This is a genomic window from Variovorax paradoxus (assembly GCF_000834655.1).
Lineage (GTDB): Bacteria > Pseudomonadota > Gammaproteobacteria > Burkholderiales > Burkholderiaceae_C > Variovorax > Variovorax paradoxus_F.
The window spans coordinates 68,890-92,089 of record NZ_JXQQ01000075.1 but is presented as its reverse complement, the minus strand read 5'-3'; the positions used below and the strand labels follow the sequence as shown (position 1 = coordinate 92,089).

Annotated in this window: 19 protein-coding genes; 13 read left to right on the top strand and 6 right to left on the bottom strand. The window is 65.6% G+C overall.

Annotated elements, in window-relative coordinates; translation table 11 throughout:
- Both purL and RT97_RS25620 read left to right on the top strand, forming a co-directional pair.
- On the top strand, window positions 1-2,256 hold a 2,256-nt coding region (gene purL / locus RT97_RS25625; protein WP_042581674.1), incomplete at its 5' end, for a phosphoribosylformylglycinamidine synthase.
- A 14-nt stretch (window positions 2,257-2,270) separates the two neighbouring features.
- Window positions 2,271-2,582 carry a hypothetical protein gene (locus RT97_RS25620; RefSeq protein ID WP_155403888.1) on the top strand — a complete coding sequence of 104 codons (312 nt, stop codon included), beginning with the start codon at window positions 2,271-2,273 and terminating at the stop codon, window positions 2,580-2,582.
- Between the two features lie 148 nt (window positions 2,583-2,730).
- Here the strand turns inward: RT97_RS25620 and RT97_RS25615 are convergent, their stop codons facing one another.
- The 6 genes from RT97_RS25615 to RT97_RS25590 all read right to left on the bottom strand — a co-directional run bounded on the left by RT97_RS25615 (window position 2,731) and on the right by RT97_RS25590 (window position 7,506).
- The gene (locus RT97_RS25615) at window positions 2,731-3,516 is read right to left on the bottom strand and encodes a peptidylprolyl isomerase (protein WP_042581659.1); all 786 of its coding nucleotides are present in this window, start codon (window positions 3,514-3,516) and stop codon (window positions 2,731-2,733) included.
- Window positions 3,517-3,654: 138 nt separating this feature from the next.
- Window positions 3,655-3,933 carry a BolA family protein gene (locus tag RT97_RS25610; RefSeq protein ID WP_042581658.1) on the bottom strand — a complete coding sequence of 93 codons (279 nt, stop codon included), beginning with the start codon at window positions 3,931-3,933 and terminating at the stop codon, window positions 3,655-3,657.
- Window positions 3,930-4,469: a septation protein A gene (locus tag RT97_RS25605; protein WP_042581657.1), complete on the bottom strand. Its 540-nt coding sequence runs from the start codon at window positions 4,467-4,469 to the stop codon at window positions 3,930-3,932. The genes RT97_RS25610 and RT97_RS25605 overlap by 4 nt, the downstream gene beginning before the upstream one ends.
- Complete coding sequence (msrB, locus tag RT97_RS25600) at window positions 4,466-4,876, bottom strand: peptide-methionine (R)-S-oxide reductase MsrB (protein ID WP_042581656.1); 411 nt, start codon at window positions 4,874-4,876, stop codon at window positions 4,466-4,468. The genes RT97_RS25605 and msrB overlap by 4 nt, the downstream gene beginning before the upstream one ends.
- On the bottom strand, window positions 4,873-6,354 hold the full coding sequence (locus tag RT97_RS25595) for a protein adenylyltransferase SelO (protein WP_042581655.1): 1,482 nt from the start codon (window positions 6,352-6,354) through the stop codon (window positions 4,873-4,875). Before RT97_RS25595 ends, msrB begins: the two co-directional genes overlap by 4 nt.
- A gap of 63 nt (window positions 6,355-6,417) precedes the next feature.
- Window positions 6,418-7,506, bottom strand: a complete 1,089-nt coding sequence (locus RT97_RS25590; RefSeq protein ID WP_042581654.1) for an AraC family transcriptional regulator — start codon at window positions 7,504-7,506, stop codon at window positions 6,418-6,420.
- 151 nt (window positions 7,507-7,657) lie between these two features.
- Between RT97_RS25590 and RT97_RS25585 the strand changes: the two genes are divergently transcribed.
- The 11 genes from RT97_RS25585 to RT97_RS25535 all read left to right on the top strand — a co-directional run bounded on the left by RT97_RS25585 (window position 7,658) and on the right by RT97_RS25535 (window position 23,200).
- Window positions 7,658-9,460 carry a carboxylesterase/lipase family protein gene (locus tag RT97_RS25585; protein WP_052810753.1) on the top strand — a complete coding sequence of 601 codons (1,803 nt, stop codon included), beginning with the start codon at window positions 7,658-7,660 and terminating at the stop codon, window positions 9,458-9,460.
- Between the two features lie 235 nt (window positions 9,461-9,695).
- On the top strand, window positions 9,696-11,339 hold the full coding sequence (locus RT97_RS25580; RefSeq protein WP_042581653.1) for a 3-(methylthio)propionyl-CoA ligase: 1,644 nt from the start codon (window positions 9,696-9,698) through the stop codon (window positions 11,337-11,339).
- Window positions 11,340-11,480: 141 nt separating this feature from the next.
- Window positions 11,481-12,710 carry a branched-chain amino acid ABC transporter substrate-binding protein gene (locus tag RT97_RS25575; protein ID WP_042581652.1) on the top strand — a complete coding sequence of 410 codons (1,230 nt, stop codon included), beginning with the start codon at window positions 11,481-11,483 and terminating at the stop codon, window positions 12,708-12,710.
- 203 nt (window positions 12,711-12,913) lie between these two features.
- A complete protein-coding gene (locus tag RT97_RS25570) occupies window positions 12,914-14,155 on the top strand; it encodes a branched-chain amino acid ABC transporter substrate-binding protein (RefSeq protein ID WP_042581651.1) in 1,242 nt (413 codons plus the stop codon).
- 77 nt (window positions 14,156-14,232) lie between these two features.
- Entirely contained in the window at window positions 14,233-15,186 is a 954-nt protein-coding gene (locus RT97_RS25565; protein WP_042581650.1) for a branched-chain amino acid ABC transporter permease, read from the top strand.
- A 3-nt stretch (window positions 15,187-15,189) separates the two neighbouring features.
- A complete protein-coding gene (locus RT97_RS25560; protein ID WP_042581649.1) occupies window positions 15,190-16,494 on the top strand; it encodes a branched-chain amino acid ABC transporter permease in 1,305 nt (434 codons plus the stop codon).
- Complete coding sequence (locus tag RT97_RS25555) at window positions 16,495-17,271, top strand: ABC transporter ATP-binding protein (protein WP_042581648.1); 777 nt, start codon at window positions 16,495-16,497, stop codon at window positions 17,269-17,271.
- Window position 17,272: 1 nt separating this feature from the next.
- Entirely contained in the window at window positions 17,273-17,968 is a 696-nt protein-coding gene (locus RT97_RS25550; protein WP_042581647.1) for an ABC transporter ATP-binding protein, read from the top strand.
- Window positions 17,969-18,251: 283 nt separating this feature from the next.
- Window positions 18,252-20,357 (top strand): 3-hydroxyacyl-CoA dehydrogenase NAD-binding domain-containing protein, encoded by a 2,106-nt coding sequence (locus RT97_RS25545; RefSeq protein ID WP_042581646.1) that lies wholly within the window; start codon window positions 18,252-18,254, stop codon window positions 20,355-20,357.
- A gap of 151 nt (window positions 20,358-20,508) precedes the next feature.
- Window positions 20,509-21,984, top strand: coding sequence for a M20 family peptidase (locus tag RT97_RS25540; RefSeq protein WP_042581645.1), 1,476 nt, complete (start codon window positions 20,509-20,511; stop codon window positions 21,982-21,984).
- A 40-nt stretch (window positions 21,985-22,024) separates the two neighbouring features.
- The gene (locus RT97_RS25535; protein ID WP_042581644.1) at window positions 22,025-23,200 is read left to right on the top strand and encodes an acetyl-CoA C-acyltransferase; all 1,176 of its coding nucleotides are present in this window, start codon (window positions 22,025-22,027) and stop codon (window positions 23,198-23,200) included.

Here is a 23,200-nt window from a genome sequence, read left to right as displayed (position 1 = left end):
TTCTCGGTGGTCGGCGTGGCGACGGAAGAACGCCAACTGCTGGTGGCCGACGAAGGCGCTGCGGTCCAGCCGGTCGACATGCCGATGGACGTGCTGCTGGGCAAGCCGCCCAAGATGCATCGCGACGTGAAGACCGTGGCTCGCACGTTCAAGCCGCTCGACCTCACGGGCATCGATCTGCAGAAGGCCGCCATCGACGTGCTCGCGCACCCGACCGTGGCTTCGAAGCGCTTCCTCATCACCATCGGCGACCGCACCGTGGGCGGCATGAGCCACCGCGACCAGATGGTCGGCCCGTGGCAGGTGCCCGTGGCCGATTGCGCCGTGACGCTGGCCGACTACAAGGGCTTCGCCGGTGAAGCCATGAGCATGGGCGAGCGCACGCCGCTGGCCGCGCTCGACGCGCCGGCCTCTGGCCGCATGGCCGTGGCCGAGGCCATCACCAACCTGCTGGCCGCGCCGATCGAACTCTCGCGCGTCAAGCTGTCGGCCAACTGGATGGCCGCCTGCGGCGAGCCCGGCGAAGACGCCGCGCTGTACGAAACCGTCAAGGCCGTGGGCCTGGAGCTGTGCCCGGCGCTGGGCGTGTCGATTCCGGTCGGCAAGGATTCGCTGTCGATGCGCACGCAGTGGAAAGATGGCGACGAGGCCAAGAAGGTCACCTCGCCCGTGAGCCTGATCGTGACCGCCTTCGCGTCGCTCGCCGACGTGCGCGGCACGCTCACGCCGCAACTCGATGCGGAAGAACCCGACACCACGCTCGTGCTGATCGACCTGGGCCGTGGCCAGCACCGGATGGCCGGCAGCATCCTCTCGCAGACGCTTGGCCAGAGCGGCGACAAGGTGCCCGACCTGGACGACCCGGCGCAGCTCGTGGCGCTGGTCAACGCCGTGAACGCGCTGCGCGCCGACGGCAAGATCCTCGCCATGCACGACCGCAGCGACGGCGGCCTGTTCGCCACCGCCTGCGAAATGGCTTTCGCCGGTCACGTCGGGGTGGCGCTCAACGTCGACATGCTGGTCACCGAAGGCGACGGCATCTCCGACAGCCGCATGGAAACCGGCGACGCCAAGAACTGGGCGCAGCAGGTCAGCGCGCGGCGCGAGGAACTCACGCTCAAGGCGTTGTTCAACGAAGAACTCGGCATGGTGCTGCAGGTGCGCACCGCCGAGCGCAACGACGTGATGCAGGTGCTGCGCGCCCACGGCCTGAGCGCGCACAGCCATTTCGTCGGCAAGACGCGGCCCGCGAGTTCGACCATGGACGCGGGCAAGGGCAAGCTCGAAGTCTGGCGCGATGCCAAGTCGGTGTTCAGCGCCTCGCTGCACGACCTGCACCAGGTGTGGGACTCGGTGAGCTGGAAGATCGCCCGCGAACGCGACAACCCGGCCTGCGCCGATGCCGAGCACGCCGCAGCCGGCGAGCCTTCGGACCCCGGCATGCATGTGTTCCTGCCGAACGCCCAGCCTGCGGCGCCCGCCATCCTGCAATCGCGCCCCAAGGTCGCGATCCTGCGCGAGCAGGGCGTCAATTCGCATGTCGAGATGGCCTATGCCTTCACCGAAGCGGGCTTCGAGGCCTACGACGTCCACATGACCGACCTGCAGACGGGAAGGGCGGACCTCGCCAACTTCAAGGGCGTGGTCGCCTGCGGCGGCTTCAGCTACGGCGACACGCTGGGCGCCGGCATCGGCTGGGCGCGCAGCATCACCTTCAACCCCAAGCTGGCCGAGCAGTTCACGGCCTTCTTCGGTCGCGAAGACACCTTCGGCCTCGGCGTGTGCAACGGCTGCCAGATGTTCGCCGAGCTGGCCGACATCATCCCGGGCGCCGAAGCCTGGCCGCGCTTCACCACCAACCAGAGCGAGCGCTTCGAAGCGCGCCTGTCGATGGTCGAAGTACTCGAATCGCCGAGCATCTTCTTTGCGGGCATGGCCGGCAGCCGCCTGCCGATCGCGGTGGCGCACGGCGAGGGCTACGCGAACTTCAAGCACCGCGGCGACGCGGCCAAGGCCATTGCGGCGATGCGCTTCGTGGACAACCACGGCAACGCGACCGAGCAGTACCCGTTCAACCCGAACGGCAGCGCTGGTGGCCTGACCTCGGTCACTACGCCGGATGGCCGCTTCACGGCCGTGATGCCGCATCCGGAGCGCGTGTTCCGCAACATCCAGATGAGCTGGACGCCGGGCGACCGGAGCGAACTGAGCCCCTGGATGCAGATCTGGCGCAACGCGCGCCGCTGGGTGGGCTGAGAACCGGGCGGGCCGTGCTCGACCTCGATCACCCGCGAAGCCGGCATGTGATGGAGGCGGCGCGTATCGAGGACCTGATACGCAGGCTGCTCCTCGCATGGCGCGAGGATGCGGCCGCCGCTTCGCCGGCGCGCACGCAGATCCTGCAGACGCTGATCCCGCAGCTCGAGGCGCTCAACGCCGCGCACTTCGGCAGCTCGAAAAAGATCTACCGCACCCTCGATGCGCTGGGCCGCGCGGTGCAGGGCGCAGATGCCGGCAAGGCGTGGCAGGCGTTCACGGCACTGGACGGTCCGGGCGACAACTTCGGCACCTGGGCGATCTAAAAAAGACGCCCATGAAAAAAGCGGCCCGTAGGCCGCCTTTTTTACTTCCAGAACACCGCGGAACCGGCTTTGCCGGGCCGCAGGTGTTGCCCCCTGCAAGGGGGTTGGCAAAGCGACACGAAGTGCGCGAAGCCTGGAGGTGTGCCTGTTACTCGACCTTGGCCTTCGCGCGCAGTTCCTCTTGGTACTTTTGCAGGCGCTGTTGTTGCAGCTGCTGCGTGACCTGCGGCTTGACTTCTTCCAGCTTCGGCAGTTGCGCCTGACGGATGTCGTCCACGCGAATGATGTGATAGCCGAACTGCGTCTTGATGGGCGCCGGGGTGGTCTCGCCCTTCTTGAGCTTGATCATCGCTTCCGAGAACTCGGGCACGAAGTTCGCCGGGTTGGCCCAGTCGAGGTCGCCGCCGTTGGCGCCCGATCCAGGGTCCTTGCTCTGCTTCTTGGCGATGTCCTCGAACTTGCCGCCCTTCTTCAGGTCGGCCAGGATCTTCTTGGCCTGGTCTTCGGTTTCCACCAGGATGTGGCGCGCCTTGTATTCCTTGCCGCCGTTGGCCGCGACGAACTTGTCGTACTCGGCCTTCACGTCGGCGTCCGAGATCGGGTTGGTCTTGCGGTAGTTGTCGAACAGCGCGCGGATCAGGATGGCCTGGCGGGCGAGTTCGAGCTGGTTCTTGTAGTCGTCGCTGGCGTCAAGGCCCTGCTTCTGCGCTTCCTGCATGAACACTTCGCGGGCCACGATTTCTTCGCGCAGCTGGCTTTGCATCTCGGGCGTCACCGGGCGGCCGGCGGCGGCCAGTTGCTGGGCCAGGACGTCCATGCGGGCCTTGGGCACCGGCTTGCCGTTCACGATGGCTGCGTTCTGCGCCAGAGCCGCCATGGGAATGGCACCGATCAGCGCTGCGGCCGCTACGGCCTGCAAGATGTGTTTTTTCATGGAATGAATATCAGGCTGGAGAGGAAATGCGCGTGTAGGAAAAGGCGCGTGAAGGAAAGCGGAGAGCGGCGGACAAAAGGGGAGAGGAACGACGGCTGGGGCATTGCGGCGAAGGCCGCGTGCAACCGATGGAACGACTCAGAGCACCTCGATGGCGATGGCGTGCAGACCCTGTGCGATAAAAACTTGGAGGGCATCATACACAAGCCGATGCCGCGCCACGCGGGGCTTCCCGTCGAACTTCGGGGAGGCGATGCGGACCCGGAAATGGGTGCCGTAGCCCTCCGCATTGGCGCCTGTATGGCCCGCGTGCGCGGCGCTTTCGTCGATCACTTCGAGCTGCGTGGGGGCCAGCGCCTCCCGCAACGCCGCTTCGAGCGCGGCCGTGGTGGGCAAGGGGGTGGTCGTGCTCGTCATGCGGTCGGCTTGTCTTCTTTCAGGTGCGGCGCGATGTACAGGCCCTGCGCCACCAGGAAGACGATCGGGAACACATAGCCCCAGAGCTTGAAGTTGACCCAGGCCTCGGTGGTGAAGTAGGCCGCCACGTAGCCGTTGATGAGCGCCATGAAGAGGCAGTAGCCGATCCACGCCACGTTCAGGCGGCCCCAGATGCGGTCAGGCAGTTCCAGCTGCGAGCCCAGCAGCATTTTGAGGAAATTCTTCTTCAGTGCCCAGAGCGCCACGGCCAGCGCAATGGCCATCGCGCCGTAGAGCACGGTGGGCTTCCACTTGATGAAGCGGTCGTCGTGCAGCACCAGCGTGAGCGTGCCGAAGAGAAGGATCAGCACCAGCGTGGCCTTCTGCATCGCCTGGAGCTTGCGCTCCATGGCATAGATGATGGCCATCTGCACCACGGTGGCGGCCATCAGCACGCCGGTGGCGGTGTAAATGTCGGCGAGCTTGTAGGCGCCGAAGAACAGCAGGATCGGGAAGAAGTCGAGGATCAGTTTCATTTTTTCTGGAAGTCGAGCGACGCCGAGTTCATGCAGTAGCGCAGGCCCGTTTCGGTGGGACCGTCAGGGAACACGTGGCCCAGGTGAGCGCCGCAATTGGCGCAGACATTCTCGGTGCGGACCATGCCATGCGAGCGGTCGACGATGTTCCGGATGGCGCCGGGCACCGCTTCCTCCGAGAAGCTGGGCCAGCCGCAGCCGGCGTCGAACTTGGTGCCCGACTCGAAGAGCTTGGCGCCGCAGCAGATGCAGTGGTAGGTGCCGTCGTCCCAGTGCGCTTCGTACTTGCCGGTGAACGGACGCTCGGTGGCGGCGTGGCGCGTCACCTCGAAGGCGGCCGGCTCGGCGCCTTTTTCAGCGAGCAGGGCCTTCCATTCGGCGTCGGTTTTTTCAACAGGAGTGGTCATGATGAGCAGCTGATTTCAATCGTGGAAGCCCAGTCGGGCGGGAAGCCGGCATACGCGTCGGCGTCGGGATGTTCTTCAAATGGGGTTTGGAGCAGCGCGAGCAAGGTTGCCACACCCGAGAAGTCCTTCTGCGCAGCCGCTTCGATGGCTTGCTGGCCCAGGTGGTTCCGCAGCACGTATTTCGGGTTGGCCCTGCGCATCGAGGCGGCGGTCTCCGTGCGCTCAGACTGCGCGTGACGCTCCGAAAACGATAGCAGCCAGGCATCGAAACCCGGGCGGTCCAGGAAGAGGTCGCGCACGGGCTCGGCGTTGCCGTCGGCCATGTACTGCGAGAGGCGGCGCCAGAAGATCGTGTAGTCGACCTTGCCCGCGGCCAGCAGCTTGAGCACGCCTTCGATCAACACGCGGTCGCTCTCGGCCGCGTCCGCCAGGCCGAGCTTGGCGCGCATGCGGGCCTCGAAGGCGTTCGGGAACACCGTCTTGTACGACTCCAGCGCGGCGACGGCGACTTCCTGGTCGCCAATCAGCGGCAGCAGCGCCTGCGCGAGGCAAAAGAGGTTCCAGTACGCCACGTTCGGCTGCTGGTTGAAGGCGTAGCGCCCCTGCGTGTCGCTGTGGTTGCAGATGTGGCGCGGATCGAACCCGTCGAGGAACTGGAACGGCCCGTAGTCGATGGTGAGCCCGAGGATGCTCATGTTGTCGGTGTTCATCACCCCGTGGCAGAACCCCACGGCCTGCCATTGGGCGAGCAGGGCGGCGGTGCGCTCGCTCACGGCTTCGAGGAACGCGGCGTACGCATTGCCGTTGAAGCGTTCGGTGGTGCGGCAGGCCGGGTAGTGGCGGTCAATGACGTAGTCGGCCAGCGCGCGCAGTTCGTCTTCGCGCTGGTTCGCGGCGAAGTGCTCGAAGTGGCCGAAGCGGATGAAGCTGGGCGCCACGCGGGCCACGACCGCGGCGCTTTCGGGCTCTTCGCGGAACACGCGGGCGTCGGAGCCGGTCACGCTGAGCGCACGGGTGGTGGGGATGCCCAGGCCGTGCATGGCTTCGCTGCAGAGGAATTCGCGGATGCTGGAGCGCAGCACCGCGCGGCCATCGCCCCCGCGAGAGTAGGGCGTGCGGCCCGCGCCCTTGAGCTGCACTTCGAGCCCGCCCTCGGTTTCGCCCAGCATGATCGCCCGCCCGTCGCCGAGCTGGCCGGCCCAGACGCCGAACTGGTGCCCGCTGTAGACCGTGGCGAAGGGGTGCGTGCCGGCGATCGGCAGGCTGCCGGTCAGCGCCGCGAGCGTCGTGTCCGATTGCCGCCAATCGGCCGGCAACCCCAGCTCGCGCGCCACCGCCTCGCTGTGGCCCACCCAGTACGGGTCGGGCAAGGGCGTCGGGCGCAGGTGGGTGAGAAAGGCGGGTCCGAGGGCCGCGAAACCGGGTTTCCAGCGCAATCCCAGGTCGGCGACGTCCGTGTCTTCAGCAAGCAGGCTCATGCCCGGATTGTCCGGCACCGGGCGTAACCCCTTGCCGCGCGGGCCATCGGCGCTCGGCCTGGCTCAGTGGGCCAGCGCTGGCGTATGCGTATCCGTATCCCAGATCCGCGCCCGGTACTGCGCCGGCGGGAGGCCGAACCAGCGCTTGCACGCCCGGAAGAAATTGCTGCTGTCAACGAAGCCGAGCATGTCCGCCACGTCGGTGAGCGTGTGGCGGTCTTCGGCCAGGTACTGCTGCGCCAGCTCCCGGCGGGTGCGGTCGAGCAGCGACTGGAACGACACCGACTCCTCTTGAAGCCGCCGCTGCAGCGTGCGCTCCGCGAGGCCCAGGCCCGCGGCCACGTCCTGCCGGCGCGGCTCGCCCTGCTGCAGGCGGCGTGCGATCTCGGCGCACACGAGGCTGCTGGTGGTGGTCTGGCCGAGCAATGTGAGCTGATCGTCCAGCAGGTGCTCCTGCATCTGGCCGAGTGTCGGGTGATAGGTGGGCAGCGGCATGGCCAGGTCGGAAGCCGCGAGCAGCATGCGGTTGGCGGGCGCGTTGTAGCGGATCGGGCAACCGAAGGCTTCGCGGTGCGGCCGGTCGTCGGCCGGCGGGGCGTAGACGAATTCCAGCGCGAGCGGCTGCATCGCACGGCGCGTGAGCCACTGGCATTGGGCGAGCCCGGTGAGCAGCGCGTATTCGACCCGCTGGCGCGGAATGGGGAGGCTGCCGCCCGTGTGCTCCATGACCAGCCAGCAGCCGCGCGCCTCGGGCTGCATCGAGAAGGCGGTCGCATCGGAGATCACCGCCATGTAGCGCGTGAGCCGCTCCAGCGCCGCGCCCAGGTCGGCGCTGCAGGACATGGCATGACCCACCGTGCCCAGCTTGCTGTGCGTGGCGGCCAGGTCGCGGTGCAGGCCCAGCGTGGGCTTTCCGGCGCGGGCCACGGCGAGCTGCCAGAGCACGGAGATCTCGTCCACGGGGATGCGCGCGTTCTGGCGGTGCAGCGAATCGGGGTCGAAACCGGCCTCGCGCAGCAGCGAGGGAACGTCCAGCCCCTCGGCCTCGAACATCGAGAGCACTCCCTCCAGCCATGCGGCCGAACTGGTCCGCAGCTCGGGCTGCTGCGCGCTGCCCGGGCTGCGTTGCGGTCGACGCTGTGCATGCGGCATGGAGGCTCCTGAAGTCATTGAATTGGCTCGCTTGCGATAGCGGGGGAAGCGCGGTCCGTTCCTAGAATTTTCTGGCGGGTTCGGCGGGCAGGAGTATGGCTGCCGGACACCGATCGAGGAATTCCGATTAACCCGGTGTGGAGACAAACAAATGAATACAGAGACAACGGAAAGCCACGACCCGAGGCGCCTCACGGCGACGGCAGCGGTCGCGCGCGCCATGGCCGCGGCGGCCTGCATCGCGCTTTCGGCCTGCGGCGGCGGATCGGATTCCGGTTTTGCCTTCACGCCGATCGTGCCCGCGCCGCCACCGCCTGCAGCCCCGCCCCCAGCCGCGCCGCCCCCGCCCGCCGAGGGCCCCATGGTGCGCCAGACCACCGCCGGCAAGATCGAAGGCGTGGACGACAGCGCCGGCACCGGCACCCTGTCCTGGAAGGGCGTTCCGTTCGCCAAGGCGCCCGTTGGCAGCCTGCGCTGGGCGCCGCCCGCCGATCCGGAGCCCTGGCAGGGCGTGCGCGCCGCAAGCCAGTTCGGACGCAGCTGCGCCCAGGGCGGACGCTATTTCAGCCCCGCACCGGGCGACGCACCGTTTGGCCTCGGCACCCGCGAGGGCTTCGGCAAGCCGGTGGGCGACGAGGACTGCCTCACGCTCAACATCTGGCGCCCGGCCGGCAACGCCGACAAGCTGCCTGTGATCGTCTACATCTACGGCGGCAGCAACATCTCGGGCTACACGGCCGATCCGGGCTACGACGGTGCGCAGCTCGCCAAGCGCGGCGATGCCGTGGTCGTGACGCTCAACTACCGGCTGGGCGTGCTCGGCTGGCTCGACCTGCCGCAGCTCAAGACCGGCGAAGCGAAGAACGACTCGGGCAACTTCGCGTTGCTCGACCAGATGCAGGCGCTGAAGTTCATCCAGGCCAACATCGGCGCCTTCGGCGGCGACGCAGGCAACGTCACGGTGATGGGGCAGTCGGCGGGTGGGGTCAACACCTGGGGGCTGGTCGTGTCGAGCGCGGCCGCCGGGCTGCTGCACAAGGCGGTGCCATTGAGCGGCGGCATCGCCTTCGCCTCGCGCCCCACCGCGCAGACCTATTCGAAGGCGCTGCTCAACGCGATCGCCATCGCCGAGGGCAAGGCCACCGACACCCCTTCGGCCAACGCTTGGGTGGCGTCCCAGAACGATGCGCAGATCGCGGCTTTCCTGCGCGGCCTGCCGGCGGACCGGCTGCTGACCATCATGCTGGCGAACCCGCAGCTGGGCAACGCGCCCGCACCGATCGCGGACGGCACGATCCTGCCGGTGAACTCGCTCGCCGAGGTCGATGCCGGCAGGTTCAACAAGGTGCCCATGCTGATCGGCAACACGCGCGACGAAGGCACGCTGTTCGCCAACCTGTTCGGCACCTTCACGGGGCAGGGCCTGGGCTTCAAGCCCACCGACTACGAGCGCTTCGGCCTGCAATACAACTTCAACCCCGATGCACCCGTGACGCTCACCGAGGCCGACCTGATCAACGCGCCCTACCTGCCGGTAGACAAGCCGGTGCTCGGCTGGAAGGCGTCGTCGGATTTCGCCACCAACGCGATCTTCCTGAATGGCCTGCCCGCGCAGATCGACTCGGTGGCCAAGTACCTGCCCACCAAGACCTGGTATTACCGCTTCGACTGGAGCCAGCAGGTGGCGCCGTTCAACACCGTCTATGGCGCCACGCACGGGCTGGACACGGTGTTCATGTTCCACAACTTCGGCGCCAACATCTTCTCGTTCTCCTTCGGCGAGGCGAACCGGCCGGGGCGCGAGGCGCTCTCGGATGCGATGGTGGGGAGCCTCTCCGCGTTCGCGCGCACCGGCGATCCGAACCATCCGGGCCTGGGCGTGACCTGGCCCAACTGGCCGCGAAAGATCGTGCTCGACGCCAGCAAGACGCAACTGCAGAACAGCGCGCCTTGAGGATCGCGCGCGTACCGAGGCACATCACCTCGGCGGCGATGGCCGCCGAGGTGATGGCGAAGGTCATGTCATGGGGGGAGGTGCCTGCATGCTCCGGCGGGCGCCAGCTGTCATCTGGACGACAGATCGGTTCTCGCAGACCGCGGGTTTCTGTCATTGTGCGAACGCACATAAATTGCGTGAATCGCCGTAGTCCGAGAAACCATTGAATTTTGTTGAAAGAAGGAGCCTGTAGATGCTGGGTTTGATGCAAGACCAACCGCTTTTGATCTCGTCGCTGATCGAGTTCGTCGAACGCCACAACGGCGACGGCGAGATCGTCTCGCGCCGGGTCGAAGGCGACATTCACCGCACCACCTGGGGCGGCATCGCATCGCGTGCCCGGCAGGTGGCCAATGCGCTGGACGGCGAGCAGTTGCTCTTCAGCGACCGCATCGCCACGCTGGCCTGGAACGGCTACCGGCACCTGGAGCTGTACTACGGCGTGAGCGGCAGCGGCCGCGTGCTGCACACCATCAACCCGCGCCTGCACCCCGACCAGATCGCCTGGATCGCCAACCACGCCGAAGACCAGATCCTGTGCTTCGACCTCACGTTCCTGCCGCTGGTGCAGGCGGTGCACGCCAAGTGCCCCACGATCCGGAAATGGATTGCACTGTGCGATGCCGACAAGCTGCCGGCGGACAGCGGCATCCCCAATCTGGTGAGCTACGAAAGCTGGATGGGGGCGCAGTCCAACGAGTACGACTGGCCCACCTTCGACGAGAACTCGGCATCGAGCATGTGCTACACGAGCGGCACCACGGGCAACCCGAAGGCAGCGCTCTACAGCCACCGCTCGACCATGCTGCACGCCTATGCCGCGGCCTTGCCCGACGTGATGCGCCTGTCGGCGCGCGACTCGGTGCTGCCGGTGGTGCCCATGTTCCACGTCAACGCCTGGGGCATTCCGTACTCGGCCGCGCTCGTGGGCTGCAAGCTCGTGTTTCCCGGCCCGGCGCTCGATGGCAAGTCGGTGTTCGAGCTGATCGAATCCGAAGGCGTGACCTTCGCGGCGGGCGTCCCCACCGTGTGGCAGATGATGCTCGGCCACATGCAGGCGGGCGACCTGAAGTTCAGCAAGCTCAATCGCACCGTCATCGGCGGCTCGGCCTGCCCGCCGGCCATGATCACGGCGTTCCAGGAGAAGTTCAACGTCGAGGTGCTGCATGCCTGGGGCATGACCGAGATGAGCCCGCTGGGCACGCTCTGCACGCTCAAGAACAAGCACGAGTCGCTCTCGCCCGAGGCGCGGTTGCAGATCCGCATGAAGCAGGGCCGGGCCATCTTCGGCGTGGACATGAAGATCGTCGACGGCGACGGCAACGAGTTGCCCTGGGACGGCAAGGCCTACGGCGACCTGCTGGTCAAAGGCCCCTGGATCGTGAAGGAATACTTCAAGGGCGAGGGCGGCGATCCGCTCATTCCCGATGCGCAGGGGCGCGGCTGGTTCCCCACCGGCGACGTCGCCACCATCGACGCCGAGGGCTACCTGCAGATCACCGACCGCAGCAAGGACGTGATCAAGTCCGGCGGCGAATGGATCAGCTCGATCGAGATCGAGAACATCGCCGTTGCGCACCCGGCCGTGGCCATGGCCGCCTGCATCGGCGTGTTCCATCCGAAGTGGGACGAGCGCCCGATCATCGCGGTCGTGAAGAAGCCCGGTGCCGAGGTGGCGCGGGAGGAGCTGCTCAAGTTCTACGAGGGCAAGACCGCCAAGTGGCAGATCCCCGATGACGTGGTCTTCGTGGAGGCCATCCCGATCGGCGCCACCGGAAAGATCCTGAAGACCAGGCTGCGCGAACTCCTTAAGGACTACAAGCTGCCAACGCTCTGACCCTCAACCCCGCACTGTCGCGCACGCGATAGGAAGACCGCTTCGGCGGGCTTCCTTCCGGGCAATCCCTGTGCGTGGAAAAAAGGGGCACTTGTACGCTGGCATCCGCCTCATAACCGCCTTTCATCCAGGAGACTCTTCATGCAATTTGCTCTCAAGTCAGTCGCTGCCTGTGCCCTGTTGGTGAGCGCGTCCGCCGCCTTTGCCCAAAAGGGCGAGACGGTCAAGATCGCCTGGCTCGATCCGCTGTCGGGCCTGATGGCCGCGGTGGGCACCAACCAGTTGAAGACCACGCAATTCCTGGCTGAAGAGTTCAACAAGAAGAATGCGTCGGGCGTGAAGTTCGAGATCATCGCGATCGACAACAAGCTGAGCCCCCAGGAGACCACCGCCGCGCTGCGCTCGGCGCAGGACCAGGGCGCGCGCTACATCACCCAGGGCAACGGTTCGGGCCCGGCGCTCGCGATCATCGATGCCATCGAGAAGAACAACGCGCGCAATCCGGGCAAGGAACTGCTCTACCTGAACTACGCGGCGGTCGACCCCGACCTGACCAACAGCAAGTGCAGCTACTGGCACTTCCGCCTGGACGCCGACACCTCCATGAAGATGGAGGCGCTGACCACCTGGATGAAGGACCAGAGCGACATCAAGAAGGTCTACATCCTGGGGCAGAACTACGCGCACGGCGTGCAGGTGTCCAAGTACGCCAAGGAAGACCTGAAGGTCAAGCGTCCCGACATCCAGATCGTGGGCGACGACCTGCACCCGCTCGCGCAGGTGCGCGACTTCGCACCGTACATCGCCAAGATCAAGGCCTCCGGCGCCGACACGGTCATCACCGGCAACTGGGGCTCCGACCTGTCGCTGCTCATCAAGGCGGCGAACGACTCGGGGCTGGACGTCAAGTTCCTCACCTACTACGCGCCGGGCGCCGGCACGCCCACGGCCATGGGCGCCACCTCGGCCGGCAAGGTCTACACGGTGGCCTATGCCCACTACAACATGGGCGGCGAGATCCAGAAGCTCTTTACCGGCTACAAGAAGAAGATGAACGACGACCTCACGCAGTCGTCGATCTATCACACGTTCGCGCTGCTCGATGCCGCCTTCGTGCAGACCAAGTCGACCGACCCGGTCAAGGTTGCCGCGGCGCTCGAGGGCATGAAGATCAAGAGCTTCAACGGCGAGGTCGAGATGCGCAAGGCCGACCACCAGTTGCAGCAGGGCCTGTACATCTCGCGCTGGGAAAAGGCCAGCGCCAAGTATCCCCAGGACGCCGAGAACACCGGCTACACGAACGTCCCCGTGAAGTACTACGAGTCGTATGTGGCGAGCACGCCAACGACCTGCCAGATGAAGCGCCCCTAGGCGTCTTTGTGAACGCATTTCCTACTCGTCGGTAGAAGTTGTTTTACCGGCGGGTAGCAATTGGAGAAATGCGCTGTCGCCTGCGCGATAGAAACGGGCCTTCGCGGCCACCCCCTTACGGGCATTCCCTGAGGGGAGGGGCTGGGAACGCTTGTACGCTCGTGCAAGGCTTTTTGATTCGGTTTGACCAGGAGAAATAGATCGTGAAGTTCGCTCTGAAAATCGCTACCGCAGCCATCCTTGCCGCCACTGCCACAGGTGCGCTGGCCCAGAAGGGTGAAACCGTCAAGATCGCATGGCTCGACCCGCTCTCGGGTCTCATGGCCGCGGTGGGCACGAACCAGCTCAAGACCTTCCAGTTCCTGGCCGAAGAATTCAACAAGAAGAACGCGGCCGGCGTGAAGTTCGAAGTCATCGGCATCGACAACAAGCTGAGCCCCCAGGAGACCACCAGCGCACTGCGCTCGGCCATGGACCAGGGCGCGCGCTACGTGGTGCAGGGCAACGGCTCGGGCCCTGCGCTCGCCATCATCGATGCGCTGGAAAAGCACAACGCCCGCAACCCGGGCAAGGAAGTGCTCTACATCAACTACGCGGCCGTCGATCCCGACCTCACCAACAGCAAGTGCAGTTACTGGCACTTCCGCCTCGATGCCGACACCTCCATGAAGATGGAGGCGCTCACCACCTTCATGAAGGACCAGACCGACATCAAGAAGGTCTACTTGATCAACCAGAACTACTCGCACGGCCAGCAGGTCTCCAAGTACGCCAAGGACAACCTGAAGAGCAAGCGCCCCGACGTCGAGATCGTCGGCGACGACCTGCACCCGCTGGCCCAGGTGCGCGACTTCGCGCCGTACATCGCCAAGATCAAGGCTTCGGGCGCCGACACGGTCATCACCGGCAATTGGGGTTCCGACCTGGCGCTTCTCATCAAGTCGGCCAACGACGCGGGCCTGAACGTCAAGTTCTACACCTACTACGCCGTGACCAACGGCACGCCGACCGCCATGGGCGCAGCCTCCGACGGCAAGGTCTACCAGGTGGGCTACAGCCACTACAACGCGCCGGGCCCGGTGCAGCCGCTGATGGGCGAGTTCAAGAAGCGCTTCAACGACGACATGTACACCACCGACATCTACACGGTGTACGCGATGCTGAGCGAAGCCTTCGTGCGCACCAAGTCGACCGAGCCCGTGAAGGTCGCGGCCGCGATGGAAGGCATGAAGTTCAAGAGCTTCAATGGCGATGTCGAGATGCGCAAGGCCGACCACCAGCTGCAGCAGGGCCTGTGGATCACGCGCTGGCAGAAGGCCGATGCCAAGAACCCGTACAGCCCGGAGAACACCGGCTACACGCTGGCCCCGGTGAAGTACTACGAGCCCTACGTCTCGAGCACCCCGACGACGTGCCAGATGAAGCGACCCGGCGCCGCCTCCTGATCGAAGCCGCCACCTGACCGGTCGAGGCCCGACTTCAACACTCGGGCCTCTTTCTTTTTCACGCATCCGAAAGACCGATGAACGTCGAATTCTTCGTCATCTCGCTGCTCAACGGCGTCAGCTACGGCCTGTTGTTGTTCATGCTGAGCTCTGGCCTTACGCTGATCTTCAGCATGATGGGCGTGCTCAACTTCGCGCACGCCAGCTTCTACATGCTCGGCGCCTACATCGCTTACACGCTGTCGGGCATCATCGGCTTCTGGCCGGCGCTGTTCATCGCGCCGCTGCTGGTGGGCCTCCTGGGCGCCGCGTTCGAGCGCTACAGCCTTCGCCGGGTCCACAAGTTCGGCCACGTGCCCGAACTGCTGGTGACCTTCGGCCTCTCGTACCTCATCCTCGAACTGGTGCAGCTGGCCTGGGGCCGCTCCACCGTGCCCTACGGCCTGCCTACGCAACTGCAGGGCCCGCTGTTCTCGCTCTACGGCACGCAGTTTCCGAAGTCGCGCTCGTTCATCATGCTGGTGGCGGTGCTGATGCTCATCTCGGTGTGGCTGCTGCTCACGCGCACGCGCATCGGCCTGGTCATCCAGGCGGCGCTCAAGCACCCGGACATGGTCGAGGCGCTGGGCCACAACGTGCCGCGCGTGTTCATGCTGGTGTTCGGCGGCGGCGCCGCGCTCGCGGGCCTGGCCGGCGTGGTCGGCGGCAACACCTACGTCACCGAGCCCGCGATGGCGGCCTCGGTGGGTTCGATCATCTTCGTGGTGGTCGTGGTCGGCGGCATGGGGTCGCTGGCCGGTGCGTTCCTCGCGTCGCTCTTGATCGGCATCATCCAGACCTTCGCGGTCGCCATGGACCAATCGCTGGCCACGGGGCTGCGCGCCATCGGCATGACGGTGACCGACCAGACCTTCGGCTACGAACTCCTCAAGCTCACGATCTCGCAGGTCGCGCCGATCCTGCCGTACCTGTTCCTGGTGCTGATCCTCATCTTCCGACCCAAGGGTCTTCTTGGAACCCGGGAGGACTGACCCATGACCACTGCAACCACACAGTACTACCGCTTCAAGCCCTGGAACATCGGGCGCTACCTGATCTGGACGCTCTTCGCGGTCGTGCTGATCATTTCGCCGATGCTGTTCAAGAGCAGCCTGGCGCTCACGATGCTCTCGCAGATGGGCTATCTCATCATCATCTGCCTGAGCTACAACATCCTCCTGGGGCAGGGCGGCATGCTGAGCTTCGGCCATGCGGTGTACGTCGGCCTCGGCTCCTTCCTGGCGATCCATGCGATGAACATGGGCAGCAAGGGCGGCGTGCAGATCCCGCTGGTGCTCATCCCGCTGGTGGGCGGGCTGGCAGGCATGTTCTTCGCCGTGCTGTTCGGCTTCGTGACGACCAAGAAGTCGGGCACCACCTTCGCGATGATCACCATGGGCATCGGTGAGCTGGTGGCGTCGATGGCGTTGATGTTCCCCAGCTTCTTCGGCGGCGAGGGCGGCATCACCACCGACCGTGTGTACGGCCCGACCTTCTTCGGCTTCAACTTCGGCTCGCAGATTCAGGTGTACTACCTGATCGCCGCGTACTGCTTCGTCTGCACCGCGCTCATGTATGCCTTCACCGGCACGCCGCTCGGCCGCATGCTCAACGCGGTGCGCGACAACCCGGAGCGCGTCGAATTCATCGGCTACAACACGCAGCGCGTGCGCTACTTCGCGTTCATCATCGCGGGCTTTTTCGCCGGCATCGGCGGTGGGCTGGCCTCGATCAACTTCGAGATCGTGAATGCGGCCGACAGCCTCAACGCCATCCGCTCGGGAGGCTACCTGCTGTTCACCTTCCTGGGTGGCGCGGTGTTCTTCTTCGGCCCGATCATCGGCGCGGTGCTGCTGGTGTTCGCATCGATCCTGCTGTCGGAACTCTCCAAGGCCTGGCAGCTGTACTTCGGTCTCGTCTTCGTGTTCATGGTGATGTTCGCCCCCGGTGGCATCGCGAGCCTGATCATGATGAACCTGCGCGTGGCCAAGTTCGGCAAGTTCGACCGCTTCTGGTGGCTGTATCTCGCGCTCGCCGTCGCGCTGGTTCCGGTCGTCGTCGGCGCGGCAGCGCTCATCGAGATGATCTATCACATCCAGCTCAACGCGGCGATGGGCCCGACGCTGAACTTCTTCGGCGTCGCGCTCGACACCTCGGGTGTCGGCAGCTGGCTCGGCGCGGCGGTGATCCTGGTCATCGGCCTGGGTGCGCTGGAGGTGGCACGGCGCCGCTTCGTGCGGGTCTGGGGGCATGCACAAGAAGAAATCGAAGCAGAAATCAAACGTCGGGAGGCGGCGTAAATGAGCGCAAAACATGCACTGGAGCTGAAGGCGCTGCGGAAGAACTTCGGCAAGACCGAGATCATCCGCGGCGTGGACCTGGCGGTGAACGCCGGCGAACGCGTGGCCATCATCGGCCCGAACGGGGCGGGCAAGTCGACGCTGTTCAACCTCATCAGCGGCCGCCTCACGCCCACCAGCGGCGAGGTGCTGCTCAACGGCGAGCGCATCGACGGCAAGAAGCCCTACGAGATCAACCGGCTGGGGCTATCGCGCAGCTTCCAGATCACCAACATCTTCCCGAAGCTGAGCGTGTTCGAGAACCTGCGCTGCGGGGTGTTGTGGAGCCTGGGCTACAAGTACACGTTCCTGCGCTTTCTCTCGAACCTGGACGATGCCAACGCGCGCACCGAAGAGCTCATCAAGCAGATCGGCTTGGAGCGCAAGCGCGATGTGCATGCGGTGAACCTCACCTATGCCGAACAGCGCGCGCTGGAAATCGGCGTGACGATCGCCGGCGGCGCGGGCGTGATCCTGCTGGACGAACCCACGGCCGGCATGAGCAAGACCGAGACCTCGCACTTCATCTCGCTCATCAAGCACGTGACGGTCGGCAAGACGCTGCTCACGGTGGAGCACGACATGGGCGTGGTCTTCGGCCTCGCCGACAAGATCGCAGTGGTGGTGTATGGCGAAGTGATCGCCTTCGACACGCCCGCCGCAGTTCGCGCGAATGCGCGCGTGCAGGAGGCTTATCTCGGGTCCTCGGTGGCCGACGCACAGGGGGCGGGACACTGACATGCTGAAGCTTCACGACATCCACGCCTACTACGGCAAGAGCCATGTGCTGCATGGCGTTTCGTTCGACGTCGGTCCCGGCGAGATCGTCGCGCTGCTGGGCCGCAACGGCTCGGGCCGCTCGACCACCGCCAAGGCCATCATGGGCCTGGTGCATGCCGAGGGCACCCTGCGCTGGAAGGACCAGGACATCCTGCGCAAGAAAGCCTACGAGATCGCCCACCTGGGCATCGGCTACGTGCCCGAGAACCGTGACATCTTTCCCAAGCTCACGGTGCACCAGAACCTGCTCCTCGGGCAGAAGGGCACGGGCAAGGGCAGCCGCTGGCAGTTCGACGACATGTACAACATGTTCCCGCGCCTGAAGGAGCGCCAGCACACCGAAGCCGGCGTGCTCTCGGGCGGCGAGCAGCAGATGCTCACGCTGTGCCGCACGCTGATGGGCGACCCCGACCTCATCATCATCGACGAGCCGACCGAAGGCCTGGCGCCCAAGATCGTCGAGCTCGTGGGGCAATACCTGCGCACGCTCAAGGACAAGGGCATCTCGGTGCTCCTGATCGAGCAGAAGCTCACCATCGCGATGCAGATTTCCGACCGTGCGCTCGTCATGGGCCACGGCAGCATCGTGTTCGACGGCACGCCCGACAGCCTTCGCGCCGATGCGACCACGCGCAAGGAGTGGCTGGAGGTCTGATCACGTACAACGACCCCGAACCCGTTCGCCCTGAGCTTGTCGAAGGGCCGCCAGGGCGCGTGCAGGCTTCGTCGACCTCAGCCCGAACGGTGGGGGTGCACCGCCTGGAACGGCTTCGGCCGCCCTGTCCCGAATGGTTTCGAGCGCACGTTTCGGAACCGTTCGGGGTCTTGTCCCGACAGCGACTGCGTGCCATTGTTGAGCCACGCGAAACGCCTAGAATCCCCCGAAAAAGAACACTCGTGCTTTTTCTTCTTTTTCTTCACACACCAAGGAACGCAGCATGACGGCTGAATACAAAGTGCTCGGCGATGTCGCCGTGATCACACTGACCAACCCTCCGGTCAACGGTCTCGGTTTCTCGACCCGCATCGGCATCACCGATGGCCTGGCCCAGGCCAATGCCGACGACGCCGTCAAGGCCATCGTCATCACCGGCGCCGGCAAGGCGTTTTCCGGTGGCGCGGACATCAAGGAGTTCGGCACGCCCAAGGCGCTGCAAGAGCCCAACCTGCTGAGCGTGATCCTCACGCTCGAAGCTTCCCCCAAGCCCATCGTCGCAGCCATCCACTCCGTGTGCATGGGCGGCGGCCTCGAGCTGGCCCTGGGCTGCCACTACCGCGTGGCTGCACCCGGCACCAGCATTGCACTGCCCGAAGTCAAGCTGGGCCTCATTCCCGGGGCCGGCGGCACGCAGCGCCTGCCGCGCGTGATCGGTGTGGAAACCGCGCTCAACATGATCGTGAGCGGCGAGCCCGTGAAGAGCGAACTGCTCGCGAGCCTGCCGGGCCAGAAGCTGTTCGACAAGATGGCTGCGTCGGCCGAATCGGTGTTCGACGAAGCCGTGGCGTTCGCCAAGAGCGTGGCCGGCAAGACTGGTGAAGCGCTCCCGCTGGTGCGCAACCTGCCGTGCAAGCATCCGCAGGGCGACGCCTACTTCCAGTTCACCAAGAACATGGTCGGCGGCATGTCGAAGAATTACCCGGCGCCGCTCAAGTGCATCGACGCCGTGCAGGCCGCGACGAAGATGAAGTTCGACGATGGCATGGCCGAAGAGCGTCGCCTCTTCACCGCGCTGATGTTCACGCCCGAGTCGCTGGCGTTGCGCCACCTGTTCATGGCAGAGCGCGCCGCGAGCAAGATCCCCGACGTGCCCGAAGACACGCCCAAGCGCGAGATCAAGGCAGTCGGCGTCATTGGTGCCGGCACCATGGGCGGCGGCATCTCGATGAACTTCCTGAACGCGGGCATCCCCGTCAAGATCCTCGAGATGAAGCAGGAGGCGCTCGATCGCGGCGTCGCCACCATCAAGAGGAACTACGAAGCCCAGGTCAAGAAGGGCAAGCTCAAGCAGGACAAGTACGAGCAGCGCATGGCGCTCCTGAGCACCACGCTGAGCTACGACGACCTGAAGGATGCCGACCTCATCATCGAGGCGGTGTTCGAGGAAATCGGCGTCAAGGAAAAGGTCTTCAAGGAACTCGATCGCGTGGCCAAGAAGGGCGCCATCCTGGCCTCCAACACCTCCACGCTCGACGTCGACAAGATCGCATCGTTCACCGAGCGTCCGCAGGACGTGGTCGGCATGCACTTCTTCAGCCCGGCCAACGTGATGAAGCTGCTCGAAGTGGTGCGCGGCAAGGCCACCGCCAAGGACGTCCTCGCCACGGTCATGGCCATCGGCAAGAAGATCAAGAAGACCTCGGTGGTTTCGGGCGTGTGCGATGGCTTCATCGGCAACCGCATGATCGAGCAGTACTCGCGCCAGGCCGGCTTCCTGCTGGACGAAGGCGCGCTGCCGCAGCAGGTGGACAAGGCCATCGAGAAGTTCGGCTTCGCCATGGGGCCGTTCCGCATGGGCGACCTGGCCGGCAACGACATCGGCTGGGCGATCCGCAAGCGTCGCGCCACCGAGCGCGCCGACATGAAGTACAGCCGCACGGCCGACAAGCTCTGCGAGCTGGGCCGCTTCGGCCAGAAGACCGGGGCAGGGTGGTACGACTACCAGGCCGGCAAGCGCGATGCGATTCCCTCGGAGCTGGTCAACAAGATGATCGAGGACCACCGCAAGGAACTGGGCATCACGCCGCGCAAGATTTCCGACGAAGAGATCGTGCAGCGCCTGGTGTATGCGCTCGTCAACGAAGGCGCGCACATCCTGGAAGACGGCATTGCCTCGAAGTCCGGCGACATCGACATGGTGTACCTCACGGGCTACGGCTTCCCGATCTGGCGCGGCGGTCCGATGCACTACGCATCGCAGGTGGGTCTCTACAACGTGGCCGAGTCGATGAAGCGCTTTGCCAAGAACCCGCGCGACGACGCCGAGTTCTGGCAGCCCGCACCGCTGATCCAGAAGCTGGTGGCCGAAGGCAAGTCCTTCAGCTGATGAAGCCCGTGGCCGTCCGTGAGTCCGAACCGTTGGGAATGCATTCCCGACCCCCGTTCGGGCTGAGCTTGTCGAAGCCTCGCGCGCTGGTCGCAGAGCCCTTCGACAGGTTCAGGGCGAACGGCCTCGCGAGATCGAACGGCCATTGCCCATGTTGAAACGCATCTTCCTCGGACTGCTGCTGGCAATTCTGTTGCTGGTAGCCGCCGTGGCGGTCAAGACCTGGACCACGCCATCGCAGCAGTTGGCGGTGGCGCCCGCACCGAAGCTGGACATCGACCTGCAGGCAGCCGCCAAGCGGCTCTCGACGGCGATCACGTTCCGCACGGTGTCGGGCCTCGACGACCCGGCCGCCAACGCGGCCGAGTTCGACAAGCTGCACGCTTATCTCGAGCAGCAATACCCGAAGGTCCACGCCACCCTCAAGAAGGAAGTGGTGGGCAACAAGGCGCTGCTCTACACATGGACCGGCACCGACCCGTCGGCCAAGCCGGTCGCGCTCATGGCGCACCAGGACATGGTGCCCATCGCCCCCGGCACCGAGAAGGCCTGGACGGTCGACCCCTTCGCGGGCGAGATCAAGGACGGCTTCGTCTGGGGCCGCGGCACGCTCGACAACAAGAGCAATCTTTTCGCGCAGATGGAAGCCATCGAGCTGCTCATCGGCGCCGGCTTCAAGCCGAAGCAGACCGTCTACCTCGTGATGGGCGACGACGAAGAGGTGAGCGGCCTGCGCGGCGCGCTGCCGATCGCCGAGCTGCTCAAGTCGCGCAATGTGCGCCTCGATTGGGTGCTCGACGAAGGCCTGCTGGTGCTCGACGGCGTGCTGCCCGGCCTCTCGAAGCCCGCGGCGCTGATCGGCTTGGCCGAGAAGGGCTACGGCACGTTCTTTCTTTCGCTCGATACCGCTCCCGGCCATTCGTCGATGCCGCCGCAGCACAGCGCCATCGGCAGCATGAGCGCCGCGCTCGCACGGCTCGAAGCCAACCCGATGCCAGGCGGCATCCAGGGCGTGGCCGGCCAGATGTTCGGCGCACTGGCACCCGAGATGAGCGGCGTGAACCGCGTGATGCTCTCGAACCTCTGGCTCACCGAGCCGCTGGTGCGCGGCCAGCTCGAGAAGAGCCCGAGCAGCAACGCCATGCTGCGCACGACGACGGCACTGACCATCGTGCGCGCCGGCAACAAGGACAACGTGCTGCCCGGCCGCGCCGAAGCGGCAGTCAACTTCCGCATCCTGCCGGGCGACAGCATCGCGAGCGTCGAGGCGCACCTGCGCAAGGCGCTGGGCAACGACGACATCAAGATCAAGCAGTACCCGGGCAACTCCGAGCCGTCGCCCGTGTCGCCGACCGACAGCACCGGCTACCGCGCGATCCAGCAGGCCGTGCGCCAGACCTTTCCGGATGCCGTCGTGGCCCCGGGCCTCATGACCGCGGCGACGGACTCGCGCCACTTCAGCCTCGTGAGCGACGCCGTCTTCCGCTTCTCGCCGTTCCGCGTGAAGGGCGAAGACCTCGCGCGCTTCCACGGCAACAATGAACGCCTGTCCATCTCCAACTACGGCGAGATGATCGGCTTCTATCACCAGCTCCTGAGCAACACCAACGCTGCTCCGGCGCAATGACGACAACTTCTTTTCCCTTCCATCTTCAAAGGACCTCACCATGACCAGCGCCGTCATTGTTTCCACCGCCCGCACGCCGCTCGCGAAGAGCTGGAAGGGTGCCTTCAACATGACGCACGGCGCCACGCTCGGCGGCCACGCGGTTCAGCACGCCATCTCGCGTGCCGGCATCGAAGCGGCCGAAGTCGATGACGTCATCATGGGTTGCGCCACGCCCGAAGGCGCAACCGGCTCGAACATCGCGCGCCAGATCGCGCTGCGCGCCGGCTGCCCGGTCACCACCTCGGGCATGACGATCAACCGCTTCTGCTCCTCCGGCCTGCAGACCATCGCCACCGCCGCGCAACGCATCATTGCGGGCGAAGGCGACGTGTACGTGGCCGGCGGCGTGGAGAGCATCTCGTGCGTGCAGAACGAAGCCAACAAGCACATGCTGGCCGACCCCTGGCTCGTCAAGCACAAGCCCGAGATCTACTGGAACATGCTGCAGACGGCCGAGCAGGTCGCCAAGCGCTACAACATCGGCCGCGACGCCATGGACGAATACGGCGCCGCCAGCCAGCAGAAGGCGACCGCCGCGCTCGAAGCCGGCCGCTTCAAGGACGAGATCGCTCCCATCACCGTGCTGGCCGGCGTGGCCGATCCGGTGATGGGTCTGCGCACCAAGGAAGTCACGATCGAGAACGACGAAGGCATCCGCGCCGGCACCACCAAGGAAGGCATCAGCGGCATCCGCTCGGCCATTCCGGGCGGCCTGATCTCGGCCGGCAATGCCAGCCAGTTCTCCGACGGCGGCGGCGCCTGCGTGGTGGTCGACGAGAAGTACGCCCAGCAAAAGGGCCTGAAGCCCCTCGGCCGTTTCCTCGGCTTCGCCGTTGCCGGCTGCGAGCCCGACGAGATGGGCATCGGCCCGGTCTTCGCCATTCCGAAGGTGCTCAAGCGCCTGGGCCTCACGGTGAACGACATCGACCTGTGGGAGCTGAACGAAGCCTTCGCGGTCCAGGTGATCTACTGCCGCGACAAGCTTGGCATTCCGGGCGACCGCCTGAACGTGGACGGCGGCGCCATCGCCGTGGGCCACCCCTACGGCGTGAGCGGCCAGCGCCTGACGGGCCACGCGCTCATCGAAGGCAAGCGCCGCGGCGCGAAGAAGGTGCTGGTCACGATGTGCATCGGCGGCGGCATGGGTGCCGCGGGCGTGTTCGAGGTCTTGTAA

Bases quoted from the DNA above. Each gene is read 5' to 3' on its own strand.
- RT97_RS25590 (WP_042581654.1), bottom strand. From the start codon at position 7,506: ATGCCGCATGCACAGCGTCGACCGCAACGCAGCCCGGGCAGCGCGCAG.
- RT97_RS25565 (WP_042581650.1), top strand. From the start codon at position 14,233: ATGAACGTCGAATTCTTCGTCATCTCGCTGCTCAACGGCGTCAGCTAC.
- RT97_RS25605 (WP_042581657.1), bottom strand. From the start codon at position 4,469: ATGAAACTGATCCTCGACTTCTTCCCGATCCTGCTGTTCTTCGGCGCC.
- RT97_RS25575 (WP_042581652.1), top strand. From the start codon at position 11,481: ATGCAATTTGCTCTCAAGTCAGTCGCTGCCTGTGCCCTGTTGGTGAGC.
- RT97_RS25555 (WP_042581648.1), top strand. From the start codon at position 16,495: ATGAGCGCAAAACATGCACTGGAGCTGAAGGCGCTGCGGAAGAACTTC.
- RT97_RS25560 (WP_042581649.1), top strand. From the start codon at position 15,190: ATGACCACTGCAACCACACAGTACTACCGCTTCAAGCCCTGGAACATC.
- RT97_RS25585 (WP_052810753.1), top strand. From the start codon at position 7,658: ATGAATACAGAGACAACGGAAAGCCACGACCCGAGGCGCCTCACGGCG.
- RT97_RS25545 (WP_042581646.1), top strand. From the start codon at position 18,252: ATGACGGCTGAATACAAAGTGCTCGGCGATGTCGCCGTGATCACACTG.
- RT97_RS25580 (WP_042581653.1), top strand. From the start codon at position 9,696: ATGCTGGGTTTGATGCAAGACCAACCGCTTTTGATCTCGTCGCTGATC.
- RT97_RS25610 (WP_042581658.1), bottom strand. From the start codon at position 3,933: ATGACGAGCACGACCACCCCCTTGCCCACCACGGCCGCGCTCGAAGCG.
- RT97_RS25550 (WP_042581647.1), top strand. From the start codon at position 17,273: ATGCTGAAGCTTCACGACATCCACGCCTACTACGGCAAGAGCCATGTG.
- RT97_RS25615 (WP_042581659.1), bottom strand. From the start codon at position 3,516: ATGAAAAAACACATCTTGCAGGCCGTAGCGGCCGCAGCGCTGATCGGT.
- RT97_RS25540 (WP_042581645.1), top strand. From the start codon at position 20,509: ATGTTGAAACGCATCTTCCTCGGACTGCTGCTGGCAATTCTGTTGCTG.
- RT97_RS25535 (WP_042581644.1), top strand. From the start codon at position 22,025: ATGACCAGCGCCGTCATTGTTTCCACCGCCCGCACGCCGCTCGCGAAG.
- RT97_RS25595 (WP_042581655.1), bottom strand. From the start codon at position 6,354: ATGAGCCTGCTTGCTGAAGACACGGACGTCGCCGACCTGGGATTGCGC.
- msrB (WP_042581656.1), bottom strand. From the start codon at position 4,876: ATGACCACTCCTGTTGAAAAAACCGACGCCGAATGGAAGGCCCTGCTC.